General features: G+C 69.4%; 28 protein-coding genes. 14 read left to right on the forward strand and 14 right to left on the reverse strand.

What is annotated here, in order from left to right:
- Positions 1 to 446: 446 nt before the first annotated feature.
- Positions 447 to 1124 carry a GntR family transcriptional regulator gene (locus ACO1BU_RS15840; RefSeq protein ID WP_424136933.1) on the reverse strand — a complete coding sequence of 226 codons (678 nt, stop codon included), beginning with the start codon at positions 1122 to 1124 and terminating at the stop codon, positions 447 to 449.
- Between the two features lie 95 nt (positions 1125 to 1219).
- Here ACO1BU_RS15840 and ACO1BU_RS15845 point away from each other — a divergent pair, with 95 nt between their 5' ends.
- From ACO1BU_RS15845 to ACO1BU_RS15860, 4 genes are all read left to right on the forward strand, one after another.
- Positions 1220 to 2443, forward strand: a complete 1224-nt coding sequence (locus ACO1BU_RS15845) for a CaiB/BaiF CoA transferase family protein (protein WP_424136934.1) — start codon at positions 1220 to 1222, stop codon at positions 2441 to 2443.
- 72 nt (positions 2444 to 2515) lie between these two features.
- Positions 2516 to 3331: an enoyl-CoA hydratase gene (locus ACO1BU_RS15850; protein ID WP_424136935.1), complete on the forward strand. Its 816-nt coding sequence runs from the start codon at positions 2516 to 2518 to the stop codon at positions 3329 to 3331.
- 146 nt (positions 3332 to 3477) lie between these two features.
- On the forward strand, positions 3478 to 4458 hold the full coding sequence (locus ACO1BU_RS15855) for a Bug family tripartite tricarboxylate transporter substrate binding protein (RefSeq protein ID WP_424136936.1): 981 nt from the start codon (positions 3478 to 3480) through the stop codon (positions 4456 to 4458).
- Between the two features lie 4 nt (positions 4459 to 4462).
- Positions 4463 to 5245: an SDR family oxidoreductase gene (locus ACO1BU_RS15860; protein WP_424136937.1), complete on the forward strand. Its 783-nt coding sequence runs from the start codon at positions 4463 to 4465 to the stop codon at positions 5243 to 5245.
- Between the two features lie 4 nt (positions 5246 to 5249).
- On the opposite strand, the gene ACO1BU_RS15865 is transcribed toward ACO1BU_RS15860, so the two are convergent.
- Positions 5250 to 7961, reverse strand: coding sequence for a hypothetical protein (locus ACO1BU_RS15865; protein WP_424136938.1), 2712 nt, complete (start codon positions 7959 to 7961; stop codon positions 5250 to 5252).
- Positions 7962 to 8032: 71 nt separating this feature from the next.
- Complete coding sequence (locus tag ACO1BU_RS15870; RefSeq protein ID WP_424136939.1) at positions 8033 to 8752, reverse strand: M48 family metallopeptidase; 720 nt, start codon at positions 8750 to 8752, stop codon at positions 8033 to 8035.
- Between the two features lie 103 nt (positions 8753 to 8855).
- On the opposite strand from ACO1BU_RS15870, the gene ACO1BU_RS15875 reads away from it, so the two are divergent.
- A complete protein-coding gene (locus ACO1BU_RS15875) occupies positions 8856 to 9959 on the forward strand; it encodes an acyltransferase family protein (protein WP_424136940.1) in 1104 nt (367 codons plus the stop codon).
- Here ACO1BU_RS15875 and ACO1BU_RS15880 read toward each other — a convergent pair.
- The 3 genes from ACO1BU_RS15880 to ACO1BU_RS15890 are packed head-to-tail and all read right to left on the reverse strand — an operon-like array spanning position 9940 to position 11736.
- Positions 9940 to 10254, reverse strand: a complete 315-nt coding sequence (locus ACO1BU_RS15880; RefSeq protein ID WP_424136941.1) for a cupin domain-containing protein — start codon at positions 10252 to 10254, stop codon at positions 9940 to 9942. The genes ACO1BU_RS15875 and ACO1BU_RS15880 overlap by 20 nt on opposite strands.
- 16 nt (positions 10255 to 10270) lie before the next feature.
- Positions 10271 to 11224, reverse strand: a complete 954-nt coding sequence (locus ACO1BU_RS15885) for a dihydrodipicolinate synthase family protein (RefSeq protein WP_424136942.1) — start codon at positions 11222 to 11224, stop codon at positions 10271 to 10273.
- Positions 11221 to 11736 (reverse strand): YcgN family cysteine cluster protein, encoded by a 516-nt coding sequence (locus ACO1BU_RS15890; protein ID WP_424136943.1) that lies wholly within the window; start codon positions 11734 to 11736, stop codon positions 11221 to 11223. The genes ACO1BU_RS15885 and ACO1BU_RS15890 overlap by 4 nt, the downstream gene beginning before the upstream one ends.
- Positions 11737 to 11796: 60 nt before the next feature.
- Between ACO1BU_RS15890 and ACO1BU_RS15895 the strand changes: the two genes are divergently transcribed.
- On the forward strand, positions 11797 to 12282 hold the full coding sequence (locus ACO1BU_RS15895; protein WP_424136944.1) for an MmcB family DNA repair protein: 486 nt from the start codon (positions 11797 to 11799) through the stop codon (positions 12280 to 12282).
- A gap of 115 nt (positions 12283 to 12397) precedes the next feature.
- The gene (locus tag ACO1BU_RS15900; RefSeq protein WP_424136945.1) at positions 12398 to 12970 is read left to right on the forward strand and encodes a DUF4142 domain-containing protein; all 573 of its coding nucleotides are present in this window, start codon (positions 12398 to 12400) and stop codon (positions 12968 to 12970) included.
- Positions 12971 to 13010: 40 nt separating this feature from the next.
- Here the strand turns inward: ACO1BU_RS15900 and rfaE2 are convergent, their stop codons facing one another.
- Positions 13011 to 14462, reverse strand: coding sequence for a D-glycero-beta-D-manno-heptose 1-phosphate adenylyltransferase (rfaE2, locus tag ACO1BU_RS15905; protein WP_424136946.1), 1452 nt, complete (start codon positions 14460 to 14462; stop codon positions 13011 to 13013).
- Positions 14463 to 14594: 132 nt separating this feature from the next.
- On the opposite strand from rfaE2, the gene ACO1BU_RS15910 reads away from it, so the two are divergent.
- The 6 genes from ACO1BU_RS15910 (at position 14595) to ACO1BU_RS15935 (ending at position 19959) form a co-directional block, all read left to right on the forward strand.
- Complete coding sequence (locus ACO1BU_RS15910) at positions 14595 to 15494, forward strand: serine/threonine-protein kinase (RefSeq protein ID WP_424136947.1); 900 nt, start codon at positions 14595 to 14597, stop codon at positions 15492 to 15494.
- Entirely contained in the window at positions 15491 to 16666 is a 1176-nt protein-coding gene (locus ACO1BU_RS15915; protein ID WP_424136948.1) for a hypothetical protein, read from the forward strand. The genes ACO1BU_RS15910 and ACO1BU_RS15915 overlap by 4 nt, the downstream gene beginning before the upstream one ends.
- A gap of 108 nt (positions 16667 to 16774) precedes the next feature.
- A complete protein-coding gene (locus ACO1BU_RS15920; protein ID WP_424136949.1) occupies positions 16775 to 17539 on the forward strand; it encodes an ABC transporter ATP-binding protein in 765 nt (254 codons plus the stop codon).
- Positions 17539 to 18339 (forward strand): ABC transporter permease, encoded by an 801-nt coding sequence (locus ACO1BU_RS15925; protein ID WP_424136950.1) that lies wholly within the window; start codon positions 17539 to 17541, stop codon positions 18337 to 18339. Before ACO1BU_RS15920 ends, ACO1BU_RS15925 begins: the two co-directional genes overlap by 1 nt.
- A gap of 56 nt (positions 18340 to 18395) precedes the next feature.
- Positions 18396 to 19022 carry a histidine phosphatase family protein gene (locus ACO1BU_RS15930; protein WP_424136951.1) on the forward strand — a complete coding sequence of 209 codons (627 nt, stop codon included), beginning with the start codon at positions 18396 to 18398 and terminating at the stop codon, positions 19020 to 19022.
- Positions 19023 to 19152: 130 nt separating this feature from the next.
- Positions 19153 to 19959, forward strand: a complete 807-nt coding sequence (locus ACO1BU_RS15935; RefSeq protein WP_424136952.1) for a lipid-binding SYLF domain-containing protein — start codon at positions 19153 to 19155, stop codon at positions 19957 to 19959.
- Between the two features lie 145 nt (positions 19960 to 20104).
- On the opposite strand, the gene ACO1BU_RS15940 is transcribed toward ACO1BU_RS15935, so the two are convergent.
- The 3 genes from ACO1BU_RS15940 to ACO1BU_RS15950 all read right to left on the reverse strand — a co-directional run bounded on the left by ACO1BU_RS15940 (position 20105) and on the right by ACO1BU_RS15950 (position 22103).
- The gene (locus ACO1BU_RS15940) at positions 20105 to 20560 is read right to left on the reverse strand and encodes a cupin domain-containing protein (RefSeq protein ID WP_424136953.1); all 456 of its coding nucleotides are present in this window, start codon (positions 20558 to 20560) and stop codon (positions 20105 to 20107) included.
- A gap of 36 nt (positions 20561 to 20596) precedes the next feature.
- A complete protein-coding gene (locus ACO1BU_RS15945; RefSeq protein ID WP_424136954.1) occupies positions 20597 to 20752 on the reverse strand; it encodes a hypothetical protein in 156 nt (51 codons plus the stop codon).
- Between the two features lie 145 nt (positions 20753 to 20897).
- Complete coding sequence (locus ACO1BU_RS15950; RefSeq protein WP_424136955.1) at positions 20898 to 22103, reverse strand: MFS transporter; 1206 nt, start codon at positions 22101 to 22103, stop codon at positions 20898 to 20900.
- 196 nt (positions 22104 to 22299) lie between these two features.
- On the opposite strand from ACO1BU_RS15950, the gene ACO1BU_RS15955 reads away from it, so the two are divergent.
- Positions 22300 to 23040, forward strand: coding sequence for an SDR family NAD(P)-dependent oxidoreductase (locus ACO1BU_RS15955; RefSeq protein ID WP_424136956.1), 741 nt, complete (start codon positions 22300 to 22302; stop codon positions 23038 to 23040).
- Positions 23041 to 23121: 81 nt separating this feature from the next.
- On the opposite strand, the gene ACO1BU_RS15960 is transcribed toward ACO1BU_RS15955, so the two are convergent.
- From ACO1BU_RS15960 to ACO1BU_RS15975, 4 genes are all read right to left on the reverse strand, one after another.
- Positions 23122 to 23580: a DUF421 domain-containing protein gene (locus ACO1BU_RS15960; RefSeq protein WP_424136957.1), complete on the reverse strand. Its 459-nt coding sequence runs from the start codon at positions 23578 to 23580 to the stop codon at positions 23122 to 23124.
- A 30-nt stretch (positions 23581 to 23610) separates the two neighbouring features.
- Positions 23611 to 24120 carry a hypothetical protein gene (locus tag ACO1BU_RS15965; protein WP_424136958.1) on the reverse strand — a complete coding sequence of 170 codons (510 nt, stop codon included), beginning with the start codon at positions 24118 to 24120 and terminating at the stop codon, positions 23611 to 23613.
- A 195-nt stretch (positions 24121 to 24315) separates the two neighbouring features.
- Positions 24316 to 25092: a hypothetical protein gene (locus ACO1BU_RS15970; protein WP_424136959.1), complete on the reverse strand. Its 777-nt coding sequence runs from the start codon at positions 25090 to 25092 to the stop codon at positions 24316 to 24318.
- A 347-nt stretch (positions 25093 to 25439) separates the two neighbouring features.
- On the reverse strand, positions 25440 to 26285 hold the full coding sequence (locus tag ACO1BU_RS15975) for an NUDIX hydrolase (protein WP_424136960.1): 846 nt from the start codon (positions 26283 to 26285) through the stop codon (positions 25440 to 25442).
- Between the last annotated feature and the right edge of the window lie 44 nt (positions 26286 to 26329).

Consider the following 26329-nt stretch of genomic DNA (forward strand, 5'->3'; position numbering starts at 1 on the left):
CCGCCTTTTGCGAGGCTGGATCGATTTGCCTGGGATGGCGTCCTGACCCATGCTGCGTCAGGGCAGCGGGCCCCTCCGGCAACACGCTGTGGCCGCTGCCTGCGGCCCCCGGGCCAAGCGGGCTAACGACCTCCGTCATCCACCAGGTCAGCTTCAGCGTGATGCCGGAGGCGGCGTGGTCCGCGACGATTCGCAGGATTCCGACCTCTCGGTCCTCGCGCGATTCGGCGCCAAGCTGTTCCTTTCGCACGGATGGGCGGACCCGCCCCGTCCACCCCCGTCCCACGATCGTCGTGCATGAGGGGCAGGGCGCGCTCGATCAGGCATTGAGCCATGTGGCCAGGCCCTCGGCCGCGCCGAATGGGCCGGTGAAATGGGCGAGTGCTGGCTTCTGCCGGGCCGACTGATCACCTGGCCTGGCCACGCCATCACGCGCGGCCGGATGGTCAGCCCCGGCCCAGGGATTCCAGCCAGCGCTGCTTGCCGCCTTGCGCCACATGGGCCTCGCCCAGGGCACGGGCGCGGATTGGATCGCCTGCCAGCACCGCCTCCAGCATCGCGGCATGCTCAGCATTGCTTTCACGCATGCGGGCGGGGCGGGCGAGAGACCGCTGCCGCGCCAGATGGCTTTCCTTGATGAGCGAGGCGTAGAGGCCGGCGGCACGGCGATGCCCGGCGGCCTCGTGCAGCGCCTCATGAAAGGCCAGGTTGCGGCGGTAATAGCTGGCGGCGTCCCCTGCTTCCGCGTCCTTCTCCATCGCGTCCACCTGCGCGCGCAGATCGTCGGCCGTACCCGCGGGAAGCGTGCCTTCCACCACGCGCTGGGCGAGGCGGGCCAGGATGAAGCCTTGGAGCAGGGCGCGCATGTCGTAGAGCTCGGCCATCTCCTCCGGCTCCAGCCGGCGGACGCTCATGCCCTGGCCGGCGGGGCCCGCCACCACCAGCCCGTCGCGCTCCAGTCCGCGCAGCGCTTCCCGCAGCGGCCCGCGTGAGAGGCCGAGGCGCGCCGCGAGCGCCACCTCATTCAGGCGGGTGCCGGGTGCGATCTCACCGGACAGGATGAGCTGCTCGACCGCCGCCCGTGCACGGCCGGAGAGCGGCCCCGATGGGGGAAGGGTGTCCATGGCAGGCAGGGCATCACGGCCGTTGGCAAGCTGTCAACAGGCTGTTGACAGAGATCGCAAGCGGCCGCAGCCTGTTGGGCAACGGAGGATCTTCCATGCTCGACGCCCCGAACCCCGCCCCCTCGGGCGATGAGGCCGCGACCGCGGGAGGCGCGCTGTCCCGCTTCACCGTGCTCGACCTCACCCGCGTCCGTTCCGGCCCGACCTGCGTACGGCAGCTGGCTGATTGGGGCGCGAAGGTCATCAAGATCGAGATGCCGGAAGGGCTGGATCAGGGCGATCCGATGGGCGGGCCGCGCGGCGGCCCGGATTTCCAGAACCTGCACCGCAACAAGCGCGGGCTGACGCTGAACCTGAAGTCGCCCGAGGGCGTCGCCATCCTGAAGAAGCTGGCGCGCGAGGCCGATGTGGTGGTGGAGAATTTCCGCCCCGACGTGAAGGACCGGCTTGGCATCGGCTACGAGGCGCTGTCCGCGGAGAATCCGCGCCTGATCTACGCCTCGATCTCCGGTTTCGGGCAGGACGGGCCCTATGCCCAGCGCCCGGGCTTCGACCAGATCGCCCAGGGCATGGGCGGGCTGATGTCCATCACCGGCCTGCCGGGCCAGGGGCCCGTGCGCGTCGGCATCCCCATCGCCGATCTCTGCGCCGGCCTCTTCGCGGCCCAGGGCATCCTGGTCGCGCTGCTGGAGCGCGAGGTGTCCGGCAAGGGGCAGTGGGTGCAGACTTCGCTGTTGCAGGCCCAGGCCTTCATGCTCGATTTCCAAGCCGCGCGGTGGCTGCAGGCACATGAGGTGCCGAAGCAGGCCGGCAATAATCACCCGACCAGCATTCCCACCGGCGTCTTCAAGACGAGGGACGGCCACATCAACATCGCCGCGACGGGCAATGCGATCTGGAAGCGCTTCGCCATCGCCGTGGGCGCGCCGGAATGGCTGGAGGACCCGCGCTTCAAGGATTCCGCCAGCCGTTCAGAGAATCGCGACGCGCTGAATGCGCTGATCGATGCGAAGATCGCCGAGCGCACGAGCGAGGAATGGGTGGCGGCGCTGAACGAGGCGGGCGTGCCGGCCGGGCCGATCTACAGCATCGACCAGGTCTTCGCCGATCCGCAGGTGCAGCATCTGGGCATCGCGACGACGCTGGACGACGGCACGAAGGCACAGACCTATGTGGGGCAGCCCTTCACCCTGTCCCGCACGCCCAGCCGCATCGCCAGCCATCCGCCCGCCATTGGCGAGCACTCAGCCGAGATCATGGCTGAGCTCGGCTATTCCGAGGACGACATCGCGGCCCTCAAGGCCCGCCAGGTCATTTAGGGGCGGATTGCCGGAGGGCTTCGTCCGAAGGCTTAAACCCGCCCACCGCCAGATTCAGGATACAGAACGGACATGCCCGACGCGCTTCCGCCGCCCAACCCGGCGCTTGGCACCGACAAGATGCTCTCCCACAAGGAGGGCGGCGTCGGCTGGATGATCTTCAACAACCCCGAGCGCCACAACGCCGTCTCCATGGAGATGTGGCTGGCGGCCGAGAAGATCCTGACCGACTTCGCGGCGGATCCGGAGATCCGCGTGCTCGTGGTGACGGGCGCTGGCGGCAAGGCCTTTGTTTCCGGCGCGGATATCTCGAAGTTTGAGAGCGAGCGCGGTTCGAAGGAGGCGGTGGACGCTTATCAGGCGCAGACGGCCAAGGTCTATGACATGCTGGCCGACTTCCCGAAGCCGACGATCGCCGCCATCCGCGGCCATTGCATCGGCGGCGGCAGCGCGCTGGCCGTGTGCTGCGACATGCGGATCTGCACGGAGAAGTCCTCCTTCGGCATCCCGGCCGCGAAGCTCGGCCTCGGCTACCCGCTACCGGGCATCCGGCGGCTGGTGCAACTCGTCGGCCCCTCCTTCGCGAAGGAGCTGTTCTTCACCGCCAAGCGCTTCACCGCCGAGGACGCCCGCATCATGGGGCTGGCCAATCGCGTGGTGCCCGATGATGCGCTGGAGGCGACCGTCAACGACTACGCCACCACCATCGCCGGCAACGCGCCGCTTACCGTTGCCTCGGTGAAGGCCATTGTGGGCGAGGCGCTGAAGGCGCAGCCGGACGAGGAACTCTGCAACCGCCTCGTCCTCGGGTGCTTCGCCAGCGAGGATTACATCGAGGGCCGCCGCGCCTTCATGGAAAAGCGCCCGCCGCAGTTCCGCGGGCGCTGAACCCGGCGCCCCGCACGGAGGCGCATCACACGGCCTGACGCGTTCAACCGGCCCCCGAGAGACCCGCGCGAGACGGGCCCGGGGAAGCCGCTGAAGCCGGGAAACCCCGGCAGAGCCGGCAAAGCCGGCAGAGGAGGAGAGGTTCCATGATCCATCGCCGCGCCCTGCTGGGCGCCGGCCTGGGAGGCTTTGCCCTGTCCATGCCGGCGCTTCGCGCCACCGCCCAGGAGGCCTGGCCGAGCAAGCCCATTCGCATTGTCGTGGGCTTCGCCGCTGGCGGTGCCACCGACATCAGTACGCGGGTGATGCAGCCGAAGCTCTCGGCACTGCTCGGCCAGCCCGTCGTGATCGACAACCGCCCCGGCGCCGGCGGCAACATCGCCACCGAGGTGGTGGTGCATGCCCAGCCCGATGGCCACACCTTCCTGATGGGCACGATCGGCGCGCTGGCGATCAATCCCACTCTCTACGCTAATCTGTCCTTCAATCCGCAGGCGGACCTCACCCCCGTCGCCATGTCCGGCAATGTGCTGAACGTGCTGGTGGTCCCGGCGAACCGCCCCTGGAAGAGTGTGGCGGAACTGATCGCGGCGGCGAAGAAGGACCCGGACACCGTTACCTATGGCTCCTCCGGCGTGGGTGGGGCCGGGCATCTGGCGGGCGCATTGCTGGACCAGATGGCCGGGGTGAAGACCGTCCATGTGCCCTATCGAGGCGGCGGGCCGCTGATGACGGACCTGATCGGCGGAAAGGTGGACTACGCCTTCTCCACCGCGCCCACCGCCCTGCCGCAGGTCCAGAGCGGCAAGCTGCGCCTGCTGGCGGTGCCGACGCTGAAGCGTGTCCGTTCGCTGCCCGACACGCCCACTGTCGCCGAAACCCTGCCGGGTTATGAGGTGCAGAACTGGTACGCGCTGGTCGGCCCGAAGGGATTGTCGCCCGCCATCGTGGCGCGGATGAACGCCGTCATGCGCGAAGCCCTGGCCGATCCTGCCGTCTCGAACGCCCTGGAAGGGCAGGGGGTGGAGCCCCTTCCCAGCTCGCCCGAGGATCTCGCCCGCTTCATCCGCGAGGAAACGGCCAAATGGGCGCCGATCGTGCGCGCGACCGGGGCGAAGGCGGAATAGGCGCATGGATCTTCACCTTCGCGGGCGCCGCGCCCTGGTGATCGGCGGCTCCTCCGGCATCGGCCGCGCGACGGCGGCTCTGCTGCTGCGGGACGGCGCCGCCGTCACCATCGCGGCGCGCGACTGGGGCCGGTTGGAGGAGGCCGCTGCGGCGCTGCACGCCGAGGCGGGCATGGCGCCGGACATTGCCGTGTGCGACCAGTCCGATCCCGCGAGCGTCGCCGCCCTGGCGGCAGATCTCGGCGAAGCGCCGCTGCATGCCCTGGTCTGCGCCGCAGGCGGCAGCCGCCGTAGTGCCTTCGAGGATCTGCCGGACGAGGCCTGGCTTCAGAACTACGAGTTCAACATCCTGGGCACCGTGCGCGCCATCCGCGCCCTGCTACCGGCGTTGCGCCGGGCGGGGGATGCGCGGGTGGTGCTGCTGGGCGCCGTCTCCGCCCGGCAGCCCACGGCGCATCAGGTCGTCTCCAACGTCCACAAGGCCGGGGTGCTGGCCCTGGCCAAGACCCTGGCGCTGGAACTGGCGCCGGATGGGATCGGGGTGAACAGTGTTTCCCCCGGCCGCGCGCTGACGCCGCTCTGGCAAAATCGCGCGGCGCAGATGGCGAAGGACGAGGGCATCACCGAGGCCGCGGTCCTGTCCCGCGTCGCCGCGGATATTCCCATGGGGCGTCTCGGAACCTCGGAAGAGGTGGCGGCGATGGTGGCCTTCCTTGCCTCGCCGGCTGCCGCCTACGTCACGGGACAGGCCATTGCCGTGGATGGTGGGTTGCAGCGGGGCGTCTGACGGATCACGCGCTGGTCCGAAGCGCGATGGTGGTGAGCTTCGCGATGTCCCCCCCCGTGCTGCGGACCCCACCCACCGTCCCGCCGCCCAGCAGCGCGACAAGGTTGGAGAGCTGCGCAAGCTGGGCCGAGCCCGCCCCCGCTACCTGGCTGGCCCCCACCACGCCAGCGAAGAGCGGGGTCAGATCAAGCATGTTCGTGCCTGCGGCGGTGCTGCCCGTCGCGCGATAGGCACCGGCCGCCGCCGCGAGCGCCTGTGCCGATCGTACCGGCTGTGCCGGATGGATGACGCTGGAGAACGCCGGGGCGGAGCTGGCCGCGTAGACCGCCGCGTCCCGCACAATGCGGTCGAAGCCGGCATCCGCCCCGTCCTCCGTTCGTAGGGCCGAGAGCGCGTTGATGGAGCGCGTGCCGGTGGCGCGGGCAGTGATCTCCAAGGCTGGACTGTCGGTGATCAGCCCCGTGCTTCCCGTGCGGCGCGCCACCACCATCAGATCCTGCGCGCTGCCCTCCGGCCCCGCCTGGAATAATAGCGCACTGTACTCGGCACCGGTGAATTCGGTGCGGCCGGTCACATCCTCCCCATTCAGGATCAGCCTACCGCCGCCCGTGCCCGAGGGATCGTCGCGCATGGCCACGCGATAGCTCGCGCCGTCATCGAAGATGCCGCCCGCCGTGTCGAACAGCGTGTTCATCGAGAACAGGTCGCCCGCCGCTGCGGTGAAGTCGCCCAGGGCGGAGAGGGCCGGGGCCACTTGGCTGCCAAGCGGCGCATAGACGGCCGCATCCTGCGCGATGCGGGCGAAGGCATCATCCGGCGAGGCGTCGCGCAGCGCCGGTAAGGCGTTAATGGATCGTTCGCCCGTGCTGCGGGCCGTGATCTGCACTGCGCGGCTATCCACTGCCATTCCCGCGGCATCCGCGCTGCGCGCGACCACCAGGATGTCCTGCGCGCTGCCCGTAGCGCCCGCCACGAATTGCAGCGTGTTGAATTCGGCGGAGGTGAAGCCGATCCGATGGGTCACGTCCTCCCCGTCCAGCATCAGCTTCGCGCCGGAGGCAATATCTTCGTCCCGCAGTGCCACGCGGTAGCCGGTAACCTCCACCGTGGCGCTGTAAGGCGAGGTAAAAAGGTCCCGCAATGCGTAATGGTCGCCCTCCGCCGTGGTGAAGTTGCCGGCGGTGGCAAGGCTGGGCGCGACCTGGCTGCCCAGTGGCGCGTAGAGCATGGCCTCGGCGGCCACGGTCATGAAATCCGCATCCGCCGCCGCGGGATCAAGGGGCGTGCGCAGTGCCTCCGCCGTGTTGAGCGAGCGTGTGCCGGTGACCGCCGCGTGGACCAGGGCAGGGGTGCTGTCAGCGATCGCGATCAGCCCCCCGGCGCCGTCATTGCTTCCCGCGCGGGCCACGACGAGGATGTCCTGCGCTCCACCCTCCGGCCCCGCCGCATATTGCAGGGCCAGGAACTCCATCGGCGTGAAATCCGTGCGGTCCGTGACATCCTCGCCGTTCAGCAGCAGGCGGCCGCCGCCGGGTCCATCGGGATCGTCGCGCAGCGCCACCCGGTAGAGCGCCGGTTCCACCGCTCCGCCGGTCGGAAACAGATCGCGGATGGAAAGCGTATCGCCCGCCTTCACCGTCAGGTCGCCTATGGCCGAAACGGCCGGTGCCTTGCGCCCCGCGATCGGTGCGAAGATCGCCGCCTCCTGCGCGATGGTCAGGAAGCCCGTATCCGCATCTCCGGGATTGGTGGCGGTGCGGAGCGCGGCGGCGGCGTTGACGGAGCGCGCGCCGGTGACGCTGGCCGTGATCTGCATGGCCGGGCTGTCCACGAGGTTGCGCCAGCTGCCCGTCTCGTCCTTCGTGCCCGCCCGCGCCACCACCAGAAGATCCGCCGCGCTGCCATCCGGGCCGGCGACGAATTGCAGGTTGGTGAACTCCTCCGGCGTGAAGTCCACGCGATGGGTCACATCCTCCCCGTTCAGCATCAGCCGGGCACCCGGGGCATCCGGGTCGTCGCGCAGCGCCACGCGATAGAGAGCGGCTTCCGCGCCGCCGCTGCCGGTGGTGAACAGGTCGTGCAGCGCCACGCCGTCGCCTGCCTTCAGCGTGATGTTGCCTGCGGTGGAAAGGGTGGGAGCCTTCGCATTGCCATAGGAGGTGAAGACGGCGGCGTCCTGCGCCACCCGAAGGAAATCCGCATCGGCATCGCCCGCCGCGGCCTCGGTCCGCAGCGCCGCCGCGGCGTCCAGCGAGCGGACCCCCGTAACCTGCGCGGTGATCTGGACGGGCTCGCTATCCGCGATGTTGCGCCAAGTGCCGGATTCATCCTTGGTGCCCTTGCGGGCCACCGCGACCATATCCTGCAGGCTGCCATCAGCGCCGGCGACGAATTGCAGCTCATTATAGTCCAGCGGGTCGAAATCCGTCCGGCCGGTCACATCCACGCCGCGCAGCACCAGCCTTCCGCCGCCATCGCCCCGCAGGGCGACGCGCATCAGATCGGCTTCGGGCGAGCCGAACAGTTCCCGCACGGAAAGGCTGTCCCCGGCGCGGATGGTGAAGGATCCGGCGGGCAGGGGAACGCGGATATCGACGATATCCGTGACCGTGGACGGGGCCGCCGAGCTGCCAATGGAAGAAGACGCGGCCGGCGCGTAGCCGCTGGGATAGCTTGTGTAGAAGGCGGCCGAGCCGCTGCTGACGGCACCGGACACGGGGCTGCCTCCGCGAAGCCTCTCCAGCCTAGCGCCAGGTCCTTACCAGTCCCTTAATCCTGAAGCGCGCCTTACCCGACGCGCAGCAGGGTCGGGCCATGCCGCCGCAGCCAATCCTGCGCCGCTTCCCGGTGCGGCGTCAGCCGCGAGACATGGGCCCAGAAACGATCGGAATGGTTCAGTTCCCTGAGATGCCCGACCTCATGCGCCACCACGTAGTCCAGCACCCAGTCCGGCGCCATTACCAGGCGCCAGGAGAAGGCGAGGGTGCCGTCCGGCGCGCAGCTTCCCCATCGGGACCGGGTGTCCTTCAGCGTGATGCGGCGATATTTCACGCCCAGCGTCGCAGCGTGGCCCGCCGCCAGGACCGAGATGCGCCGCTTCGCCTCCGCCTTCAGGAAGTCGCCCACGCGGCGGGTCAGGAAGGCCGGATCGCCGGCCACCACGATCTCCCCGTTCCAGAGGATTGCGGGGCCGCGCGCGGTGGGGTCGTGGCGAATCATGTGAGGCACGCCGCCCAGCGGCACGCTCTGCCCCTCCAGCAGCGGCACGGCGGGGGCCAGGCTGCTGAGCCGCTCCTTCACCCAGGCCGCATGGGTGTTCAGCAGCGCCATCCCGGCCTTGCGGCCGGATCGGGGTGGAAGCGTCACCACAACCTCGCCAGCGCGGGGGTCGATCCGCAGCGAGACCCGGCGCGCCCGGTTGGAGCGATTCCAGCGCACCGGTGTCGGCGTCGGCAGGGCCAGCGGATGGGCGCGGAGGGGAACGCTCTCGGTCTCGTTCTGTTCCATGGGGCAGAGCATGGACCGAGGAGGGGGTAAGGTTCAACGGCTTGACAGAGATATAGAAGGTCCTGTGGTGGACGCGGCGCAACAACCTGGGAAAAACAATAACTTGAGCCAAAATCCTCCCAGGATCGCCTTCGCCCATGGGCTGCGGGGGCTGGCGGCCCTCTCGGTGCTGCTAAGCCACCACACCGAATTCTTCTGGAATTCCCGGGAGATGGCGGCGGCCTTCCTGGGGGTCCCGGCCTGGCAAGGCCCCGCCCCGGCCCTGGCCGCTCTGCATGGCTGGTTGCCGGAGGGCTTTGCCGGGCATTTCGGCGTGGCGCTGTTCTTTCTCATCAGCGGCTTCGTCATCCCCTTCTCCCTGGTGGGGCGAAGCCGGGCGGGCTTCGCGATCGGGCGGGTGCTGCGGATCTGGCCGACCTATGCCGCCGGGCTGACCGTCACGATGCTGGCCGTTTGGGCCTGCGCCCGGCATTTCGGTGCGCCTGTGCCCTTCAGCTCGCTGCAATGGATCACCCAGCTCCTGTTCATCCGGGATCTGCTGGGTCTGCCCTCGATCGACGGCATCGTCTGGACGCTGGAGATCGAGCTGCGCTTCTACCTGCTCTGCCTTCTCCTGGCCCCGGCGCTGCGGGCGGGGCAGGTGGGGCCGCTGCTGAACACGGCCCTGGCCATCACGGGCGTCGTGGCGGTGCTGGGCGCCCTGCCGCTACCCCCGCCATTGCTCGTTCCCGTCACCGAGCTGGCCCTGAGCGGGCAGATGATCATCTTCATGCTGGTCGGCGCAGTCTTCGGCGCCTGGCACCGGGGCACGGAGGGGGCGGTCGCCTGCCTGGGCACCGGGGCATCCTTACTGGTCCTGTTCGCCCTGCACTGGGCCGGCGGGGGCATGCGGGCGCAGCTGGGGCCGGGGCTGGTCGCCTATGGGGCGGCGCTGGTCCTGTTCGCAGCACTCTTCGCCCTGCGCCACCGGATCCAGCGCGTGCCGGGGCCGCTCGATGCCCTCGCCCGTATCAGCTATCCACTCTACGTCGTGCATGGGGTGGCGGGCTTTGCGGTGATGCGGCTGTTGCTGGAGGCGGGCGCGCCGCCCCTGGCCGCCATCGGGGCCGCCACGGCCCTCGCCCTGGCCGCCGCGACCCTGCTGCATGTGCTGGTGGAGGTTCCGACCCATCGGGCCGGGCGCCGCCTCAGCCGGGATGTGCCTTGAACTCGATCTCCACGAAGGAGAAAGGCACCACCCCCGCATTGACCACGTTGTGCTCCACCCCCGGCGGGCGGGTGTAGGAGACGCCGGCCTTGATCGTCGCCTCCCGCGTCGCGCCACCGGGCTCCTCCAGAAGCATGGTGCCGTCCGTCACGGGCACCACGAGATAGGCCCAGCCATGCCGGTGCCAGCCGGTCTCTGCCCCTGGCGGGAAATCCCAACGGGTGACGCGGGCGGTTTCGTCATCAGCCTGGACAGTAGCGATAGCGGGGATGCGGCAGCGGAGTGGTTCGGACATCGGTGTTCCTGAAGACTTACGCGGCCGCCGTCGCAGCAAGGGTCATGCCGGCCTCTGCCAGCCCCGGCAGGGGCAGGGCGCCGGTGGCCTGCCAGGCCGCCCAGACCCGGTCGGCCTCCTCGATGGTCAGGCGGGTATGGGGCGGGCGGGTGTGGCGCCAGGCCTCGTCGCCGGTGCTGCGGGCCAGGATTTCCCGCAGGCCGGGGATCAGCGGCACGGTGGCGGCGGCAGCGCGGCAGGTATTCATCATGGCCTGGGCGGCATCCGCCTCCGGCCCCGTGCGCTTCGTATAGACGATCTGGGCATAGCGCGCGGTCAGGTTGGTGGCCGCCGTGATGCAGCCCGCGGCCCCCAGGCCGAGCATGCGCTGGAGCAGGCTGTCCCCGCCCGGATAGACCTCGAAGCCGCGCGAGGCGAAGGCGTTGAGATAGGCTTCCGCCTGGGCCGCATCGCCCGTGCTGTCCTTAATCCCACGCACCACCCCCGGGAAGGCGTCCAGCAGGCGGCCGACCAGCCCGATGCTCAGCGGCACCGCGGACTGGGCGGGAAAGTGGTAGAGATAGATCGCCAGCCCCCCGCCGATCCGCTCGATCACCTCGGAGAAATAGGCGTAGAGCCCCTCCTCGCTGGGGTTCTTGTAGTAGAAGGGCGGCAGGACCAGCACGCCGGGGCAGCCGAGGTCGCGGGCATGGCGCGACAGTTCCACTGTATCCGTGATGTTGGTCAGGCCCGTGCCCGGCATCAGCCGCGTCACCGGCACGTCGTTGGCGACGAGGTTTTCCAGGATCGCGCGGCGCTCATTCAGGCCGAAGGAATTGGCCTCGCCGGTTGTGCCCAGGACGCCCAGATTGTCGCAGCCATTCGCCAGCAGCCATTTCGCATGGGCGGCGGTGCGGCGATGGTCCGGCGAGAGATCCGCATGCATCGCGGTGATCAGCGCGGCATTCACCCCGCCATAAAGAGCCTTCATCCAGCTTTCCTCCCCTTCGTCTTCGCGGCCCCGGCCGGGTTGCCACGCGCGGCGCGACGGCGGGGCCATTCGCCCGGCCAGGTCACGACATGGTCCTCCAGCGCCCCCGCCTCGCGCTCTGAGATGACACGGCCGCGCACGGAGATGCCAGCCTTGTGGACGCTTTCCGGATCGCCCGACACCAGCGGATGCCAGTCCGGCAGATCCTGCCCGCGGGCGAGGAGGTGGTAGGCGCAGGTGGGCGGCAGCCAGTCCAGCGCCGGCAGCATCTTCGCCTTCAACTGCACGCAGTCCGGCACGTGGTCGCGTCGGTTGGCATAGTCGCGGCAGCCGCAGCCCTGGGTGTCCAGCAGACGGCAGGCGACATTGGTGAAGTGGATCTCCTCCGTGTCGTCGTCGCGGATCTTATGGAGGCAGCAGCGGCCGCAGCCATCGCAAAGGGATTCCCACTCGGCCTTCGTCATGGCCGAGAGGGACTTCCGCTTCCAGAAAGGGAGGGGGGTGTCCGGCACGGCGCTTCCCTACACCCGCCGAGCCCCCAACTGGAAGCTTGACCTGCCCGGAGACTCCGCGTGAATCGGGCCATGCCGCTGGACCTGAGCATCCCCGAACGCACGGCCACCACCTGCCGTGCCGCCATGCGCTTCTGCGCCCGAAACCGCTGGGCGCCTCTGGCCGAGATGCCCATCCCCTGCGGAAGGAGGCTGGACATCATGGCCCTGACGCCGGAGGGGCATCTCTACGCCATCGAGGTGAAGTCCGGCCCGCGCGACTTCCTCTCCGACAACAAGTGGCACGAGTACCGGGACTGGTGCGACCGGCTCTACTTCGCCGTGGATATCGACTTCCCGCAGGAGCTGATCCCCGAGGAGATCGGACTGATCGTGAGCGATGGCTTCGACGCCGTGATGGTGCGGGACACGGAGCAAAAGGCCCTGGCCGGCGCCCGGCGCAAGTCGCTGATGCACCGCTACGCCGTGCTGGCGGCGGGCCGGCTCGCAGCCGCCTGCGATCCGGTGGGGGCCCAGGAAATGCGGGCGGCCCTGCTCTGCGAATAGGGGCGGATGCCGCTCGGACCTGCGGCTGATCATTCCAGAGGTCGGAACTCACGGACCATCGGGCCGTTTTCCGGGCGGCGCCCATTGAGAGGCGTCGCCAGGGAGCCGCATCGCCATGAACCGCCGTTCGATTTCGCTCGCCCTCGCGGGGGCCAGCCTTCTGCCCGTGTCCGTCATGGCCCAGGGTGCCACAGGGGGAGGGGCCATGAACCGGTCCCCCGGCCCGGGCGCCGCGCCGCAGGCCAATACCCCGCCAGCCAACATGACCAGCATGGCACCGGACCAGCTCGTGAAAATGACGCATGAGGCCGGGGGCTTCTCCCTCGCCACTGCGCGCGTCGGGATGGAGAAGGCGTCCAACCCCGATGTGAAGCGCTTCGCCAATTTCGAGGTCCGGGAGCAGGAGGGCATGGCCCAGGCCATGAAGATGGCGGGACACAACCTTCCCGACCCGCAATTCGGCGGGGAGAAGTATCAGACCCTCCAGCGCCTGCAGGCGGCGAATGGCGCCGAGTTCGACCGGATGTTCCTGCAGGTACAGGAACAGGGCCATCAGGAGCTGCTGAACCTGACCACGGCCATGGCGGGGAGCCAGGCCCCCATGCCGGACAAGCTCATGGCGCTGCTGGCCAGCGATCGCATCCGCGAGCACCTGATCGACATCAGCGTGCTGCAGGGCCGCGGCTGAAGCCGGAAGGCGGCGGCCGGGCCGCCGCCAGCCCCGGCCTTCAACCCCGGATGCGTGCTACGGTGGCGGTGGTGGAATTGCCCGGCAGCAGCTCGGCCAGCCGGACCACCCCGCCCCATTCCTGCACCAAGGCGCCGCCCACCACCTGCTCCAGCTGATAGTCTGCGCCTTTCACCAGCACATCGGGCCGCACGGCCTCGATCAGCGCCTCGGGCGTGTCCTCATCGAACAACGTCACGAGGTCGACGGTGGTAAGCGAGGCGAGCACGGCCGCCCGCGCCGCCTCACCCTGCACCGGCCGGGCCGGGCCCTTCAGCCGGCGCACGCTCTCATCCGCGTTCAGCCCGACGATCAGCCGGTCGCACCAGCTCCGTGCCTGCTCCAGCAGGTGGACATGGCCGGGATGCAGAAGATCGAAGCAGCCATTGGTGAAGCCCACCCGCCAGCCGCGCTGCCGCCAGCGCTCGGCCTGTTCGGCGGCCTTCATGCGGGAAACGACCTTGCGAAGCGCCCCGCGCTCGGCGCTCAGCGCCCCCAGGATGTCAGAGTCGCGCGCAACCGCCGTGCCGAGCTTGCCGACGGCCAAGCCGGCCGCGACGTTGGAGAGGCGCGCCGCAACGGCCAGGGGCAACCCCACCGCCATGCCCGCCGCCACCACCGCCACCACCGTATCCCCGGCACCGGAAACATCCACCACTTCCGGCGCCTCGGCCGGGAAGTGATAGACGGCATCGCCCTCCACCAGCGTCATCCCGTCCTGGCTGCGCGTGACCAGCACGGCGCCAAAGCCATGGCGGTCGCGCAGCACGCGCGCGGCGGCGACCAGGGCGGGCTCGGTCTCCACCTCCATCCCCGTTGCCTCGCGCAACTCATTGCGGCTGGGGGTAATGAGGTCGGCACCGGCATAGGCCGCGAAGTCCTCCCCCTTCGGGTCCACGACCACCTTGCGGCCGGCGGCGCGCGCCGCGGCGATCAGCCGCTCCGGCACGTCGCCGGCCAGCACACCCTTGCGGTAGTCGGACAGGACCATGACCTTGGTCGCCGCCACCGTATCCTGTGCGATCCGCACCAGCCGGTCCGCCAGGCGCGGATGGATGGGGCGGGCCACCTCGTGATCCGTGCGCAGCAATTGCTGGCCGGAAGCGATGAAGCGGGTCTTGGTCGTGGTCACGCGGCCGCCCTGCACCAGCAGCCAGGGCTCGACGCCTGGCTGGCCGCCGATCAGCCCGGTGAGGTCCGATCCCGGCTGGTCATCCCCGACCACGGAAAGGAAGGCCACCGCCGCGCCGAGCGCGGTGAGGTTCCGCACCACATTCCCGGCGCCGCCGGGCATGGCGACCTCGCGATCCACGCTGAGCACGGGCACCGGCGCCTCGGGAGAGATCCGTCCGACGCCGCCATAGACATAGCGGTCCAGCATGGCGTCGCCGATCACCAGCACGGAGGCGCGCTTGAGGGCCCGGACGGCCTCGGTCAGGTCGGCGGCCGCCATGGGCGGAACGGAAGGTTCAGGCGCGGGGCCGGTCATCACTTCGGCGTAGCCCGCCGCCGGGGCGGGTGGCAACCGGGGCGTTGCGCCCGGTGACGGAACCTTAACCTTGGCCAGTACAGATTCCACCGCACGATGATCCCCCTCTCGCGTCCCGCCGAGCATGGGCCGCCGCCCCAGACGCCGCTCGGGGCGCTGCTGTTCCGCCCTGGTCCGGGCCTGGCGCCGGAAGCGCACCGGGTCGCCCACGCGCTGCTTCAGGATGCCGCGCGGAACCGCGGCGGCCGCATCTCCTCCGCGGCAGACGGGGCTTGGCGGTTGGAGGCCGCGCCATCCGCGCTGGAGTTGGCCCGCCGTACCTTGTCGGCCGTGCTGCGCGGCCGCGATGCCGTGCTTGTCACAGAAGCGCTGGCGATGCCGCCCGTGCCGGAGGCATCCGGCACCGGTCCGGAAGCGATCCTGGCAGCGGCGCCTCTGGAGCCCCTGATCGAACGACGCCCGATCCTGGAATTCGGGCCGGGTGGGGTGCCGCGCCCTGCCGGGCTGCGCGTCCTGCCTTCCGCGCCCGCTATCGCCGCAGCACTCGGGCCGCGCTGGGCGGGGGCCCCATGGCAGGCGCATGGCTGGGAGATCGTGGCCCGCCGCGCCCGGTCCATTGCTCCGCCAGCCCAGGCTGTATTGCATCTGGACCAGCCGCCCGAATGCCAGGCCGGGGCGCCGGTCCTGCCGGTCCTGCCACTGGGTGCCCTGGCCCGGCCCCCGGCCTCGCACTTTGCCCTGGCAGGGCTGACGGCGGCGGCGCTGGCGCTTCTCGATCCCGCCTACCTGCCCGGCATGGCGCTTCATCTCACCCTGGACCCGGATCTGAATGCCCTGCCAGACGGTTTCTGGCAGGCCCTGGATCCTGCGCGCGTGGTGCTGGAGGGCGTTGCGGACGCGGCCGGGCTTGAATGGGGACTGTCCCGCGGAATTGGGCGCTTCGCGGGGCCGCAGGCGGACCGGCTTCTCGGCGCATGGGGGCGGGGTCCGGCATGATCCCGGCCGCTCCGTCGGCCCAGGTCCAGCCCAGACGACGGGCCGATCCGCCGCCCCTGACCGGACCCGATGGCAACGCGGCGGAGCTGGCCGGGCTGGTGCGGCGCTGCATCGCCTCCGACGCGGTGCGGGATATTCTCTGGCTGCGCCTGTCCCGTTTGCCCAAGGGCCTCGAGCGCCCGCATCACCGCCGCCTGCTGCGCGAGGCCCTGGCCCTGCCACAGCATGCGCGCCGTGCCCGGGTCTTCCACCTGCCTGATGGCGACATGGCCGTGGCGACCGCCCCACCGGACACGCTGCGGCCCACCGTGCTGCGTGTGCTGGACGGCTCAGTGGAGGAGGCCGCCATTCCGGAGGTGGTCCGCACCCTGCGTCTGCCCGAGGAGTCCAGCGCCTTACTGGCAGCGCTGGAGGAGAGCCTTGGCCTCGCCCTTGCCGCTCCGGCCGCCAGCCCCGAGGCGCCAGTGCTGGAGGCGGAGGCGCTGGCCGCCATCCTGCCCAGCCTCGCCCGTGCCGATCCGGCACCCTATCTGCGCCGCCAGCCCGTCTGCCGCCTGACGCCGGAGGGGGAGTCAGCGATCATTGCCGAATCCATTGCGCCAATGCCGCAGGCGCTGCGCGACCGGCTGCTGCCGGGCTGCGGGCTGGATGCGGTTCCCGCGCTGGCCGCCCGGATCCGCCTTGCCCTGGAACTGCGGATGCTGGCGGGCATTGCCCGGCCCGAATGGCTGGCCCGGCCGGTGCCGCTGCACCTCTTCCTTTCCGCGGCGGCGCTGACCTCGGACGCCATGCTGGCACTGGACGCACGCCTGCCCGGGGCGGTGCGGCCGATGCTGACCTTGGCCGTGCCCGCGGCGGAGGTGCTGTCGGATCCGGCCGGCTTCGCCCTCGGGCGCGACCTGGCGGTCAGCCGTGGCTATGGGCTGGCGCTGGAGGCGCCAAGCGGGGCCGTACTCAGCCTGCTGCCGCCGGCCCGGCTGGGGGCGGGGCTGGTGCGGCTTGCCTGGCATGAATCCCTGCCCGCCAGTCCTGGCCCGATCGCCGCACTGGCTGGGGAAGGGATAGAAGTGGTGCTGACCGGGGCGGATCGGGCCGCCGCCATCGCCTGGGGGTGGGAGAACGGTATCACCCTGTTCCAGGGCCGCGCGACGGACCGGCATCTGCGTCGTTGAGCCGCGAGGTTCACCGGAGCCGTTGAACCTCGGTTCACCGGAGCCGTTGATGCAGGCGTGAAGCCACATCTCCTTCCTGCGTCCGACCTGGCGGCCTATGCGGGGCCCATGCCCCAACCCGTCCATTCCGCTGTCCCCGCCATTGCGGCAGAGGGCCTGACCAAGCGCTACGGTGAAACACTGGCGGTGGACTCCCTGAGCTTCACCCTGCCGCGCGGGGCGACATTCGGCCTGCTGGGCGGCAATGGCGCGGGGAAGAGCACCACCATCGCGATGCTGCTGGGCCTGTTGATCCCGAGCGCCGGCCGCGCGCGCCTGCTGGGCCATGACATGGCGCGGGACCGTTTCGCGGCGCTTGCGCGGGCGAATTTCTCCTCACCCTATATTGCCCTGCCGCATCGGCTGAGCGTGGGAGAGAATCTGCGCGTCTATGCGCATCTTTACGACGTGCCGCGCGCCGAGGCGCGGATCGCGGAGTTGGCGGAACAGCTCGACCTGACGGATTTGCTGGACCGCCCGGCCGGCCAACTCTCCGCCGGGCAGAAGACACGGGTGGCCCTGGCGAAGTCGCTGATCAACCGCCCCGATGTATTGCTGCTGGACGAGCCCACGGCGAGCCTCGATCCCGATACTGCCGACTGGGTACGCAGCTGGCTGGAGCGGTACCGCGCGGAGAGCGGCTGCGCGATCCTGCTGGCCTCGCATAACATGGCGGAGGTGGAGCGCCTCTGTGGCCATGTGCTGATGCTGAAGAAGGGAAGGCTGGTGGACAGTGGATCGCCGGCCGAACTTCTGGCGCGATATGGCCGCGATGACCTGGAGGAAGTGTTCCTCGACATTGCCCGCAACCGTCGCGGCGCGGAGGCAGCCTGATGCGCGCTTCCGCCAGGCGGGTCTGGGGCATGATGTACCGCCATCTCGCCCTGTTTCGCCGCTCCTGGCCGCGCGTGCTGGAGCTGATGTACTGGCCGATCCTCCAGATGATCGTCTGGGGTTTCGTCACAGCCTATGTCGCGGGCGTGCAGCAGAACACAGCCAGCCTCGCCGCGGGCGCGCTGCTCGGCGGCGTGCTGCTGTGGGAAGTGGCGCTGCGCAGCCAGATGGGCTTTGCCATTTCCTTCTTGGAGGAGATCTGGTCCCGCAATCTTGGCCATGTCTTCGTCTCCCCGTTGCGGCCCTGGGAACTTGTCGCGGCCCTCGTGGGGATGAGCATCATCCGCATGCTGACCGGCGTGCTTCCTGCGGTGCTGCTGGCTTGGCTGCTCTATGGCTTCGGGTTGTTCTCGCTGGGCCCTGTCGTGGTGCTGTTCTTCGCCGCGCTGATGATCATGGGCTGGGCCGTGGCGCTGGGCGTTACCAGCCTCATCCTGCGCCATGGCGCGGGGGCCGAGGCGCTGGCCTGGTCGGTGCTCTTCGGCCTCACGCCCTTCGCGGCGGTGTTCTATCCGGTCTCCGTGCTGCCCGGCTGGCTCCAGCCATTCTCACTTGCCACCCCGGCTGCGCATGTCTTCGAGGGGATGCGCGCGGCCCTGCTGGAGAACCGGATCGCCTGGGGTCACCTCGGCTGGGCCTTCGCGCTGGACCTGATCTGGCTGGCCGCCATGGGCTGGCTGTTCATGCGGCAATTCCACCAGGCGCGGGAGCGCGGGGCGCTGCTGACGATCGGTGAATAGGCGCCCTTCGCGCTGTGGGGAGTAGGCGCCGACGGCGCCGCAAGGTAGAGGGCCGCATGCCGGACATAGCTCGAATCTTCCTGATCCGCCACGCGCTGGTCGAGGCACCTGCGCGCCTGACCGCCTATGGCGCGGCCGATGTCGCGCTTTGCCAGGAGACGCTGGTGCGGGAGCGCCCGGCCCATGCCTGGCTGGCCAACCGCCTGCCGGCCGGCGCCCGCTGGTACTGCACCCCCTTGGCCCGCACCCGCGCCACCGCGATGGCCATCTTCGCCGCGGGCTACCCGGAGCAGGAGCTGTTAGAGCTGCCGCATTTCGTCGAGCAACATCTGGGTGAATGGCAGGGGCTGACGCATGAGGAGTTCATCGCCATGCTGCGTGACCCGCCCCATCCCTTCTGGATGCATGGCCCCGACGAGAAGCCCCCGGGCGGCGAGAGCTTTTCCGACGTGGTGGAGCGCGTAGGCCCCACGTTGGAGGGGGTAGCGGAGGAGAATCAGGGCGGCGACGCCGTCATCGTCGCCCATGGCGGTTCGATCCGCGCCGCCCTGGCCCATGCCTGCGCCCTGACGCCCTATCAGGCGCTTCAGTTCAGCGTGAAGAATCTCTCCCTCACCCGGCTGGAGCGGGAGAACGGGCACTGGCGGGTCAATGGGGTGAATGAGGAACCGCCGCTCGTCTGACCGGATCCCCGGGTCGGCACTCCGCCCCCGAGGCGGCGGCCCATCCGCAGCTCGCCACGAGGCCGCCCTGGTCTCGCCGCCTTCGACTCGCTAGTCTCCCGTCTGAGCAAGGGGTTGGGGGAAGAACTTCATGCGACGCACGATCATTGCGCTGGGTGCCCTGGCAGCCGCGCTGGGGTTCCTGCCGCGCGGGGCGATGGCTCAGGCCGAAGAACAGACGCTCGTGGACCGCGCCACGCTGACGGTTCAGGAAATGCTCTCGGATGGCGACGCGAATGCGCTGCGCGACGCCCGGCGGGTGCTGAATGATGCCCGGGCGGTGATGATCTGCCCCCGCATCTTCCGTGCCGGCTTCGTCTTCGGCGGCCAGGGCGGCGACTGCGTGTTGACGGCGCGTGATGGGGCGGGATCCTGGTCCTCGCCAGCCTTCTACACCATCGGCTCGGCCAGCTTCGGCCTGCAGATCGGCATACAGGACATGCAGGTGATGATGTTCATCCTCACCGAGCGCGGGCTGAATGCGGTGATGGACAGCCAAGTCAAGCTCGGCGCCGACGCCTCCGTGGCGGTCGCCACGCTGGGCGCCGGAATTGCGGGGGCCACCACGACGGCGGTGGGCGCGGATATCGTCAGCTTCGCCCGCACCCGAGGCCTCTATGCCGGCATCTCGCTGGAGGGCTCGCTGCTCTCCAGCCGCAATGACTTCAACACCGGCTATTACGGCCGCTCCGTCGCGGCGCGGCAGGTCGTGGTGAACATGGAAGCGCATAACCCGGCCGCGGACCCGCTGAGGGCGGTGCTGATGCGCTTCAGCGGCCCGGCGCCTGCCGCGCCGGCTCCGCTAGCCGCCGTGCCCGGCCCGGGTAGCATGGGCGGTGGAATGCCGCCGATGCAGGCTGCGCCGGGTGGTAGCGTTACGCGCGAGACGCTGCGCTAGACGGCGCTTGACGCGGCCATTCCCTGAAAGGGCGCGCGGGGTTCGTGTATTTCAGCGAGGCGGGGCGGTTAGGCCCCGTCCATGCCCGCCTGGGGAAAATACGCACACGGCCGTACTGACGGCCCGCAAGCACCATGGCGGGCCGTCAGACCAGCAGTTCCACCCCGCACTCGGCCGAGAGGCGCCGCAACTCGGCCAGCATCTTCTCCGGGGGAGGGCCGGCCGGGGTTATGGGGGAGGCGTCCGCCGCCACCGCCTCGCCGAGCGTCGAAAAGAATGCCTCATGCTGGTGGCCCGGGCAGTTCAGGATCAGCATCGAGGCCATATCCGTGCCGACGTTCCGGAAGTGGTGGGGCGCCCCGCTTGGAATCGGCACGTAGTCTCCTGGCCCGACCAGCCGTGCCACGCCGTCCACGCTGAATTCGTAGCGCCCGGACAGGATGTAGAACGACTCCTCGTCGCCGGGGTGACGGTTGGGCGGCGCGCCCGCGCCTGGCGCCGAGCGGCATTCCGACAGCAGGAAGGGGGAGCCCTCCGATGGCCGTGCCCGGAAGGTCAGGATATTGCCGAAAAGGTGATAGCTTGGCGCTGTATCGGCCATTGGCATCTCCCTCCGATCCCGCACTCCGGCGCTCTCTTAGCGCGCCTCGCCCCGGAGATGGACCGGCCAGTCCAGCGCGTATTCGATCACCAGAAGCGCGACCACCAGGGCTAGCGCGATCAGCGAGGGAACCAACCTGCCATTCTGGTGCGGGCTTAGGCTACGGGTCGGGGTAGAATAGGTCCTCATCATCACGGCCTCCCATTTTTTGTCTTGTTGCCGGCATGAAAACCCGGACAGCCGGCGGGATAGTCCCCCGCCAGCATACCCGTCCGGTGATGAATAATATGTCATTTGGCCGTCGCTTACGATGACAAAGCAGTGCTGCCCGGCCCTGTCACGCCGGGCAGGGCAGCGCCCGCAGCCGCCGCGCCGGGGAGGCGAGGATCACCCCGGCTTGCAACAAGAATCCCGCCGCCGAGGCAGCTAGGCAGGCGCCCACCCCGAAGCGTTCCGCCAGCAGTGCCCCGATCGCGGCACCGAGCGGCCGGGCGCCATAGGTCGCCGTCAGCACCACGGACGTGACACGCCCGAGCATCGGTGCTGGCGTGACCGCCTGGCGCAGGGCGGTCGTGTGGATGGACCAGAGGATTGGCCCGGCACCGAAGAGAAAGAGCGCCAGCCCCGCCAGGATCGCCGAGGGCATGGCCAGGGTGGCGAACATCAGCAGTGCTGCCACGGCCGCCGTGCAGGGGCCCGCCGCGATTATTCCGCCCAGTGGCAGTCGCGCGGCCAGCATCGGTGCCCCTAGGGCTCCCACCACCATCCCGGCGCCGCAGAGGCCGAGGGTGAGACCGACGCCGGAGGCCGTCAGCCCGAGATGGTGGACGGCATGGGCCACATAAGCGGCCTGGAGAATGAACCAGGCCGTGTTGAACAGGAGGGCCGTGACCAGGATCGGCCGCAGCAGCGCGTGGGAAAGCACGAAGGCGATGCCCTCCCGCAACTCGCGCCCGGGATGGCGGCGCGCGCGACGGGGCCGCGGCGGTTCCGCCAACCCCGCCAGAAGCCCGGCGGAGAGGAGAGAGAGCGCGACGGCGAGCCCATAGGCGGGAGAGGCGCCTATCCAGCCGAGCAGCGCGCCGCCCAGGGCCGGGCCGGCGGCGAAGGCGCCGCTCCGGCCCAGTTCCAGCCATCGGTTCGCGGCCGCGAGGCTCTCTCGCGGAACCAGGGCGGGCAGCAATGCCGGGGCTGCCACGCCCTGCGCCACCGTGCCCGTGGCCCCGAGGAAGCCGAGTGCCGCAAGCCCCGCCAGGTCGAGCCGTCCCAGCGCGGCAAGGGCGAGAATGCCGAGCAGCGTGGCGGCCCGCAGAAGCTCCGCGCCGATCATCAGGCGGCGGCGGGGGAGGCGGTCGGCCAGTACCCCGGCCGGAAGGGCAAGCAACAGGAAGGGCAGCGTCTGCGCGGCCTGGAGCCAACCCGTCTCGGCCGCCCCCGCGCCCAGCGTCAGCACGGCAACCAACGGCGCTGCGGCCAGCGCGACCTGTTCGGAGGATTGCGCCGCGAGGTTGGAGGCAGCGAGCCGCGGAAAGGCTTTCAGCATGGGGACGGTCCGGTGATGGCGGCCCAGCCTGGCCGCACCTCGGCCCACGCGCTTCCCGTTGCTTGCGCTGTAATCCACCGCTTGCGCCACGCCCCCGCGTCACGGCATCTGAACCCGGTGCGGTCGCCCAACAGGGCCTGACGCGGGAGCACGATGCCATGCCAGACCGACTTCCTTCCACCCGAAGGATGGACCCATGAGCGCTGGAACCCGGATCATGCTGCTGACCGGCGCCAGCCGGGGCATCGGCCACGCCACGGTGAAGCGCTTCCAGGGCGAGGGCTGGCGCATCCTCACCGTCTCCCGCCAGCCTTTCTCGGAGGAATGCCGCTGGCCCGGGGCGCGTTGGGGGCACATCCAGGCCGATCTGTCCGACCCGGTGCAGGTGCAGGCCATGATCGAGGAGGTCCGGTCGCGCCTGCCGGAGGGGCAGTTACACGCCCTGGTCAACAATGCCGGAATCTCGCCCAAAGGGGCGGAGGGAGCGCGGCTGGGCGCGTTGAATACGGACTACGCAACCTGGATGTCGGTGTTCAACGTGAACCTGTTCTCCACGGCTGCGCTGGCGCGTGGACTTTTTCCGGAACTGAAGGCGGGCGGCGCCAGCATCGTGAATGTCACCTCCATCGTCGGATCGCGAGTGCATCCCTTCGCGGGGGCAGCCTATGCCTGCTCCAAGGCAGCGCTGGCGGCGCTGACGCGGGAGCTGGCCTTTGAATTCGGCGCCCATGGGGTGCGCGTAAATGCCATCGCGCCGGGCGAGATCGACACGGCCATTCTTTCCCCTGGAACCCAGGACATCGTGGAGCGGCAGATCCCGATGCGGCGGCTGGGCACGGCGGAGGAGGTGGCGGAAACGATCCTGTTTCTCTGCTCCGGCGCGTCCTCCTACGTGAACGGGGCGGAGATTCACATCAACGGTGGCCAGCACGTGTGATGCCGCTTGGCCGTTGCCGCGCGGCCATGGCGCCCGTGTTCACGCGTCCCGGCATGTGGCTGGAACGCGGCGAGCCCGTCCCTAGCTCGCCTTTGCGTCCTTTGCGGGAATGATCGAGATGCCGCCGTCTATCTCAAGCACGGCGTGCCGGATCTGATCCATTCGCTCGAGCCCATGGGATCGGCGCGCAGCAGCAAGGATTTCGTCATCGCCGATCCGGGCGGCTTGCATTCGGCTGCGGTTGGGACGCCCATTCTCGACCAGCAGCATGGGAGTGCCCTCGGCCCAGCGCTCCAGCGTGGGAGAGCGCTGCTTGAGCCAGGACATGGCGACACTTGCCCCGAGCAGGGTGACGATCGACAGAAAAGCGTTCGTCATGGAGTGATCGTTGTCGACCATCGCCTGCTGGATCGTCTCACTGATGATGAGCAGCACCACCAACTCGAAATTCGAGGTCTCGCTCAGTGTTCGTTTTCCCGCCAGCCGGAAGACCAGCAGCAGGAAGAAGTAGATGGCGAGGCTGCGGAGGACCGAGTCCATGCGCTTTTCCTCTGAGGTGGGCTGCCGGCGTTACGGATAGACGAATTGCCAGAAGGCGAGTTCCGGCCCGTCCTCGGTGCCGAGGCGCACGGGCACGGTGCGGAACTTCACCGTCGGCTTGTAGCGGAAGGTGATGGCAGTCTGGCCGCCCAGTTTCGGTGCGGCGAAGACATAGGTGTGGCGATCCGTTCCGAGTTCCACGGTATCGGGCTGAGGAAGCACGTTTTCCAGCGCAAGCGCCTCAAGGAAGCGTCGGTCTATCCAGATCCGCAATGTGCCGTTGTGGGCCAGTTCGGGGTTTATGTGGAGCCGCAGCTCGGTCGGACCCTCATAACGCCCGAAGCGATGGTATTCCGCGCGAAGGGACGCGCCGGCCTCGCCTGAGGTTGCACTGCTGAGCGGCCCGCGACCGAGAAGACCCGACAGAGCCGCCAATACGGACAGGGCAAAAACCACCCACCCACAACGCACAATGCGCAGATCCAGGAGAAAGTCCGCCCGGGTCGGCCGCAATTCGAGATCGCTCTGCCGGGGCGGCATGTTTCTCCTTCCCGGCTCCGATTTCCGCGATGCTGTCGAGGGAGGCCGATCAGAAGACATCTTACATGGCTCCGGCGCGTCCTGCCGTAAACTCACCTGCTGGAGTCCGGTTCAGGTGCAACGCGCCGGTACCCGGAGCGCTGTGTCGGGGGGGGCGTCCTGGGCGGCGTCCGGCGGCACGGCACTTCACGGCCGTTATCCCCCGCCCAGGCTGAATTGCACGCTCACGATGGCACGGAAGCGGGGCGAGTCGCGTCCGATGCCAGTGCCCAGCGCGCCACCGAGCGTCACGTTCTGCGAAATCTGATGGCGCAACCCGGCCTCGATGATGGTGGCGGGACGCTCCCCGCGTTCCTGGGTCTGGCGGAGGATATTGGCGACCAGTGCGGTGCGTTGTTCCAGGAGCTGGCTATAGCCCAGCGTGACGCGGTAGCGGTCCTGCCGTTCGTCCCCTGTCGGGTCAAAATGGTGCATCCAGACGAGGTTCAGGTGCAGGCGCCGCTGGGCTGGGCCTGAATCGACGGTCTTGCTGGCGATGCCCCAAAGCTGCAGGTCCCAGCCGTGCCCCCCAGGTCCAACCGGCGCATTCACTTCAGTGGAGACGGCGAAGGCGGGAAGCCAGCGCGTCTCGCGGTTGAGGTTGTACAGCGCGTCCAGATTGACCTCGCCCTGATTGGCGTCCGGACCGGACCCAATGCTGTAGGGCAGTCCCACCGAGAGCTGCAGCCCCTCCAGGGGGACATATTGCAGGCGCGGGAAGAAGCGCACCGTGTCCCCCCGGCGCCCATGGTCGTAACGCGCGGCCCCTTGCAGCTCGGCACTGCCACGATCGCCGACGAAGGCGTCGTCCAGCGTATTGGGCATGTTGATGTCGAGATCTCCGACCTCTTCCCCTTTCGCCGCTGGCACGATGATGATGGAAAATACGCTGGCCAGGATCAGCGCAGCGGTGCTCAGGCGGCAGTTCGGCACACGGTTCTCCTGTCTTCGGGCCTCGCCAGCAACGCTTTGTTACAGCCGGTGTTTCCAGAGTTCGTCCTGGATTCCTTGGCTGGATGAGAGATGTTGCCCCACGGTCAGGCCTGGTGCCCGGAGCGGCTTCGGCGCTGTTACGGCGCCCGGTGATCTGGTTCGGCGCGGGCCGTCTCGGTCGGGGAGGCGAAGCTCCTCCGCCTCGCGACCGCGGATCTTGGGGCGGAGCGGCCGGCGCTCGTCGCCGTGCATCCCCGTGACATCCACGGCGCGAAGGCGGCCGGGCTGACCGCCTATGGCTCGGCCGGGCGACCCTGTTCCCCGGCCCATCTGGCGTCACCCCGCGATCAGACGAGCTGGTCCAGCCCCGCTCGCAGAGACCCGTCCGGGTCCTGCAGCAGGCCCTCGCGGATGAAGAGGTCGATCAGCACGAGATTTACGTTGAACTTCACGTCATCCGTGTCCCGCACCGCCTCCAGCACCCGGGCAATCGGCCACAACTCGAAACGCTCCACCTCGTCGTCATTCGGGCGGGGGACGACGTCCTCCGGCATGTCGAGGTCGAAGAGATGCAGCAGGTCGCGCCGCATACCCTCCTCCGTCCGCATGATGTAGGAGACGCGGCCGACAGAGCGCGCCTTCAGCGCCAGCTCAGCGGGAATAGAGGCTTCCTCTTCCGCTTCCTTCACCAGGCAGCGTTCCGGCGTCAGCCCGGCGGGGATGCCGCCCGCCACCACATTGTCCATCTGGCCCGGTGCGACTGCCTTGGTCTTGGACCGCCAGCCAACCCAGAGATGCAGCCCGTCCGGCCGCCGGACGAGACCATTCATGTGCACGCCCTGGCTCATGATCCCCATGGCCGGCAGCACGCCACGATCCACCGTTGCCAGCACGGGGCCGAAGGGGCTGGCGCGGACGTCGAATTCCTCACCCCGGATGCGCCCGAAACCGGCCTTGGCCAGGGTGCGGGCGATCTCGGCCATGGCGCCGGTCCGGGCCGCGCTGCCCCGGACACCAGCGGCCAGGGAGACACCCTCCGGCCCGAAATGCACGATCTTTGGCAGGAAAGTCAGGGCGCGCGCCGCATCCGGCTCCAGCCATCCCACCTGGGCATCCCCGATGCGGAAAGGCAGATAGCCCGCAGGGGAGGGGATGTTGTTGCAGGCGGTGATGTGGCGGGCGAAGCGTTCCATTCGCCCATTCTGCCCGGTGCGACGTCCTTAGGCATCCCCGCCAT

This window comes from Roseomonas chloroacetimidivorans (genome assembly GCF_049629625.1).
Lineage (GTDB): Bacteria > Pseudomonadota > Alphaproteobacteria > Acetobacterales > Acetobacteraceae > Roseomonas > Roseomonas chloroacetimidivorans.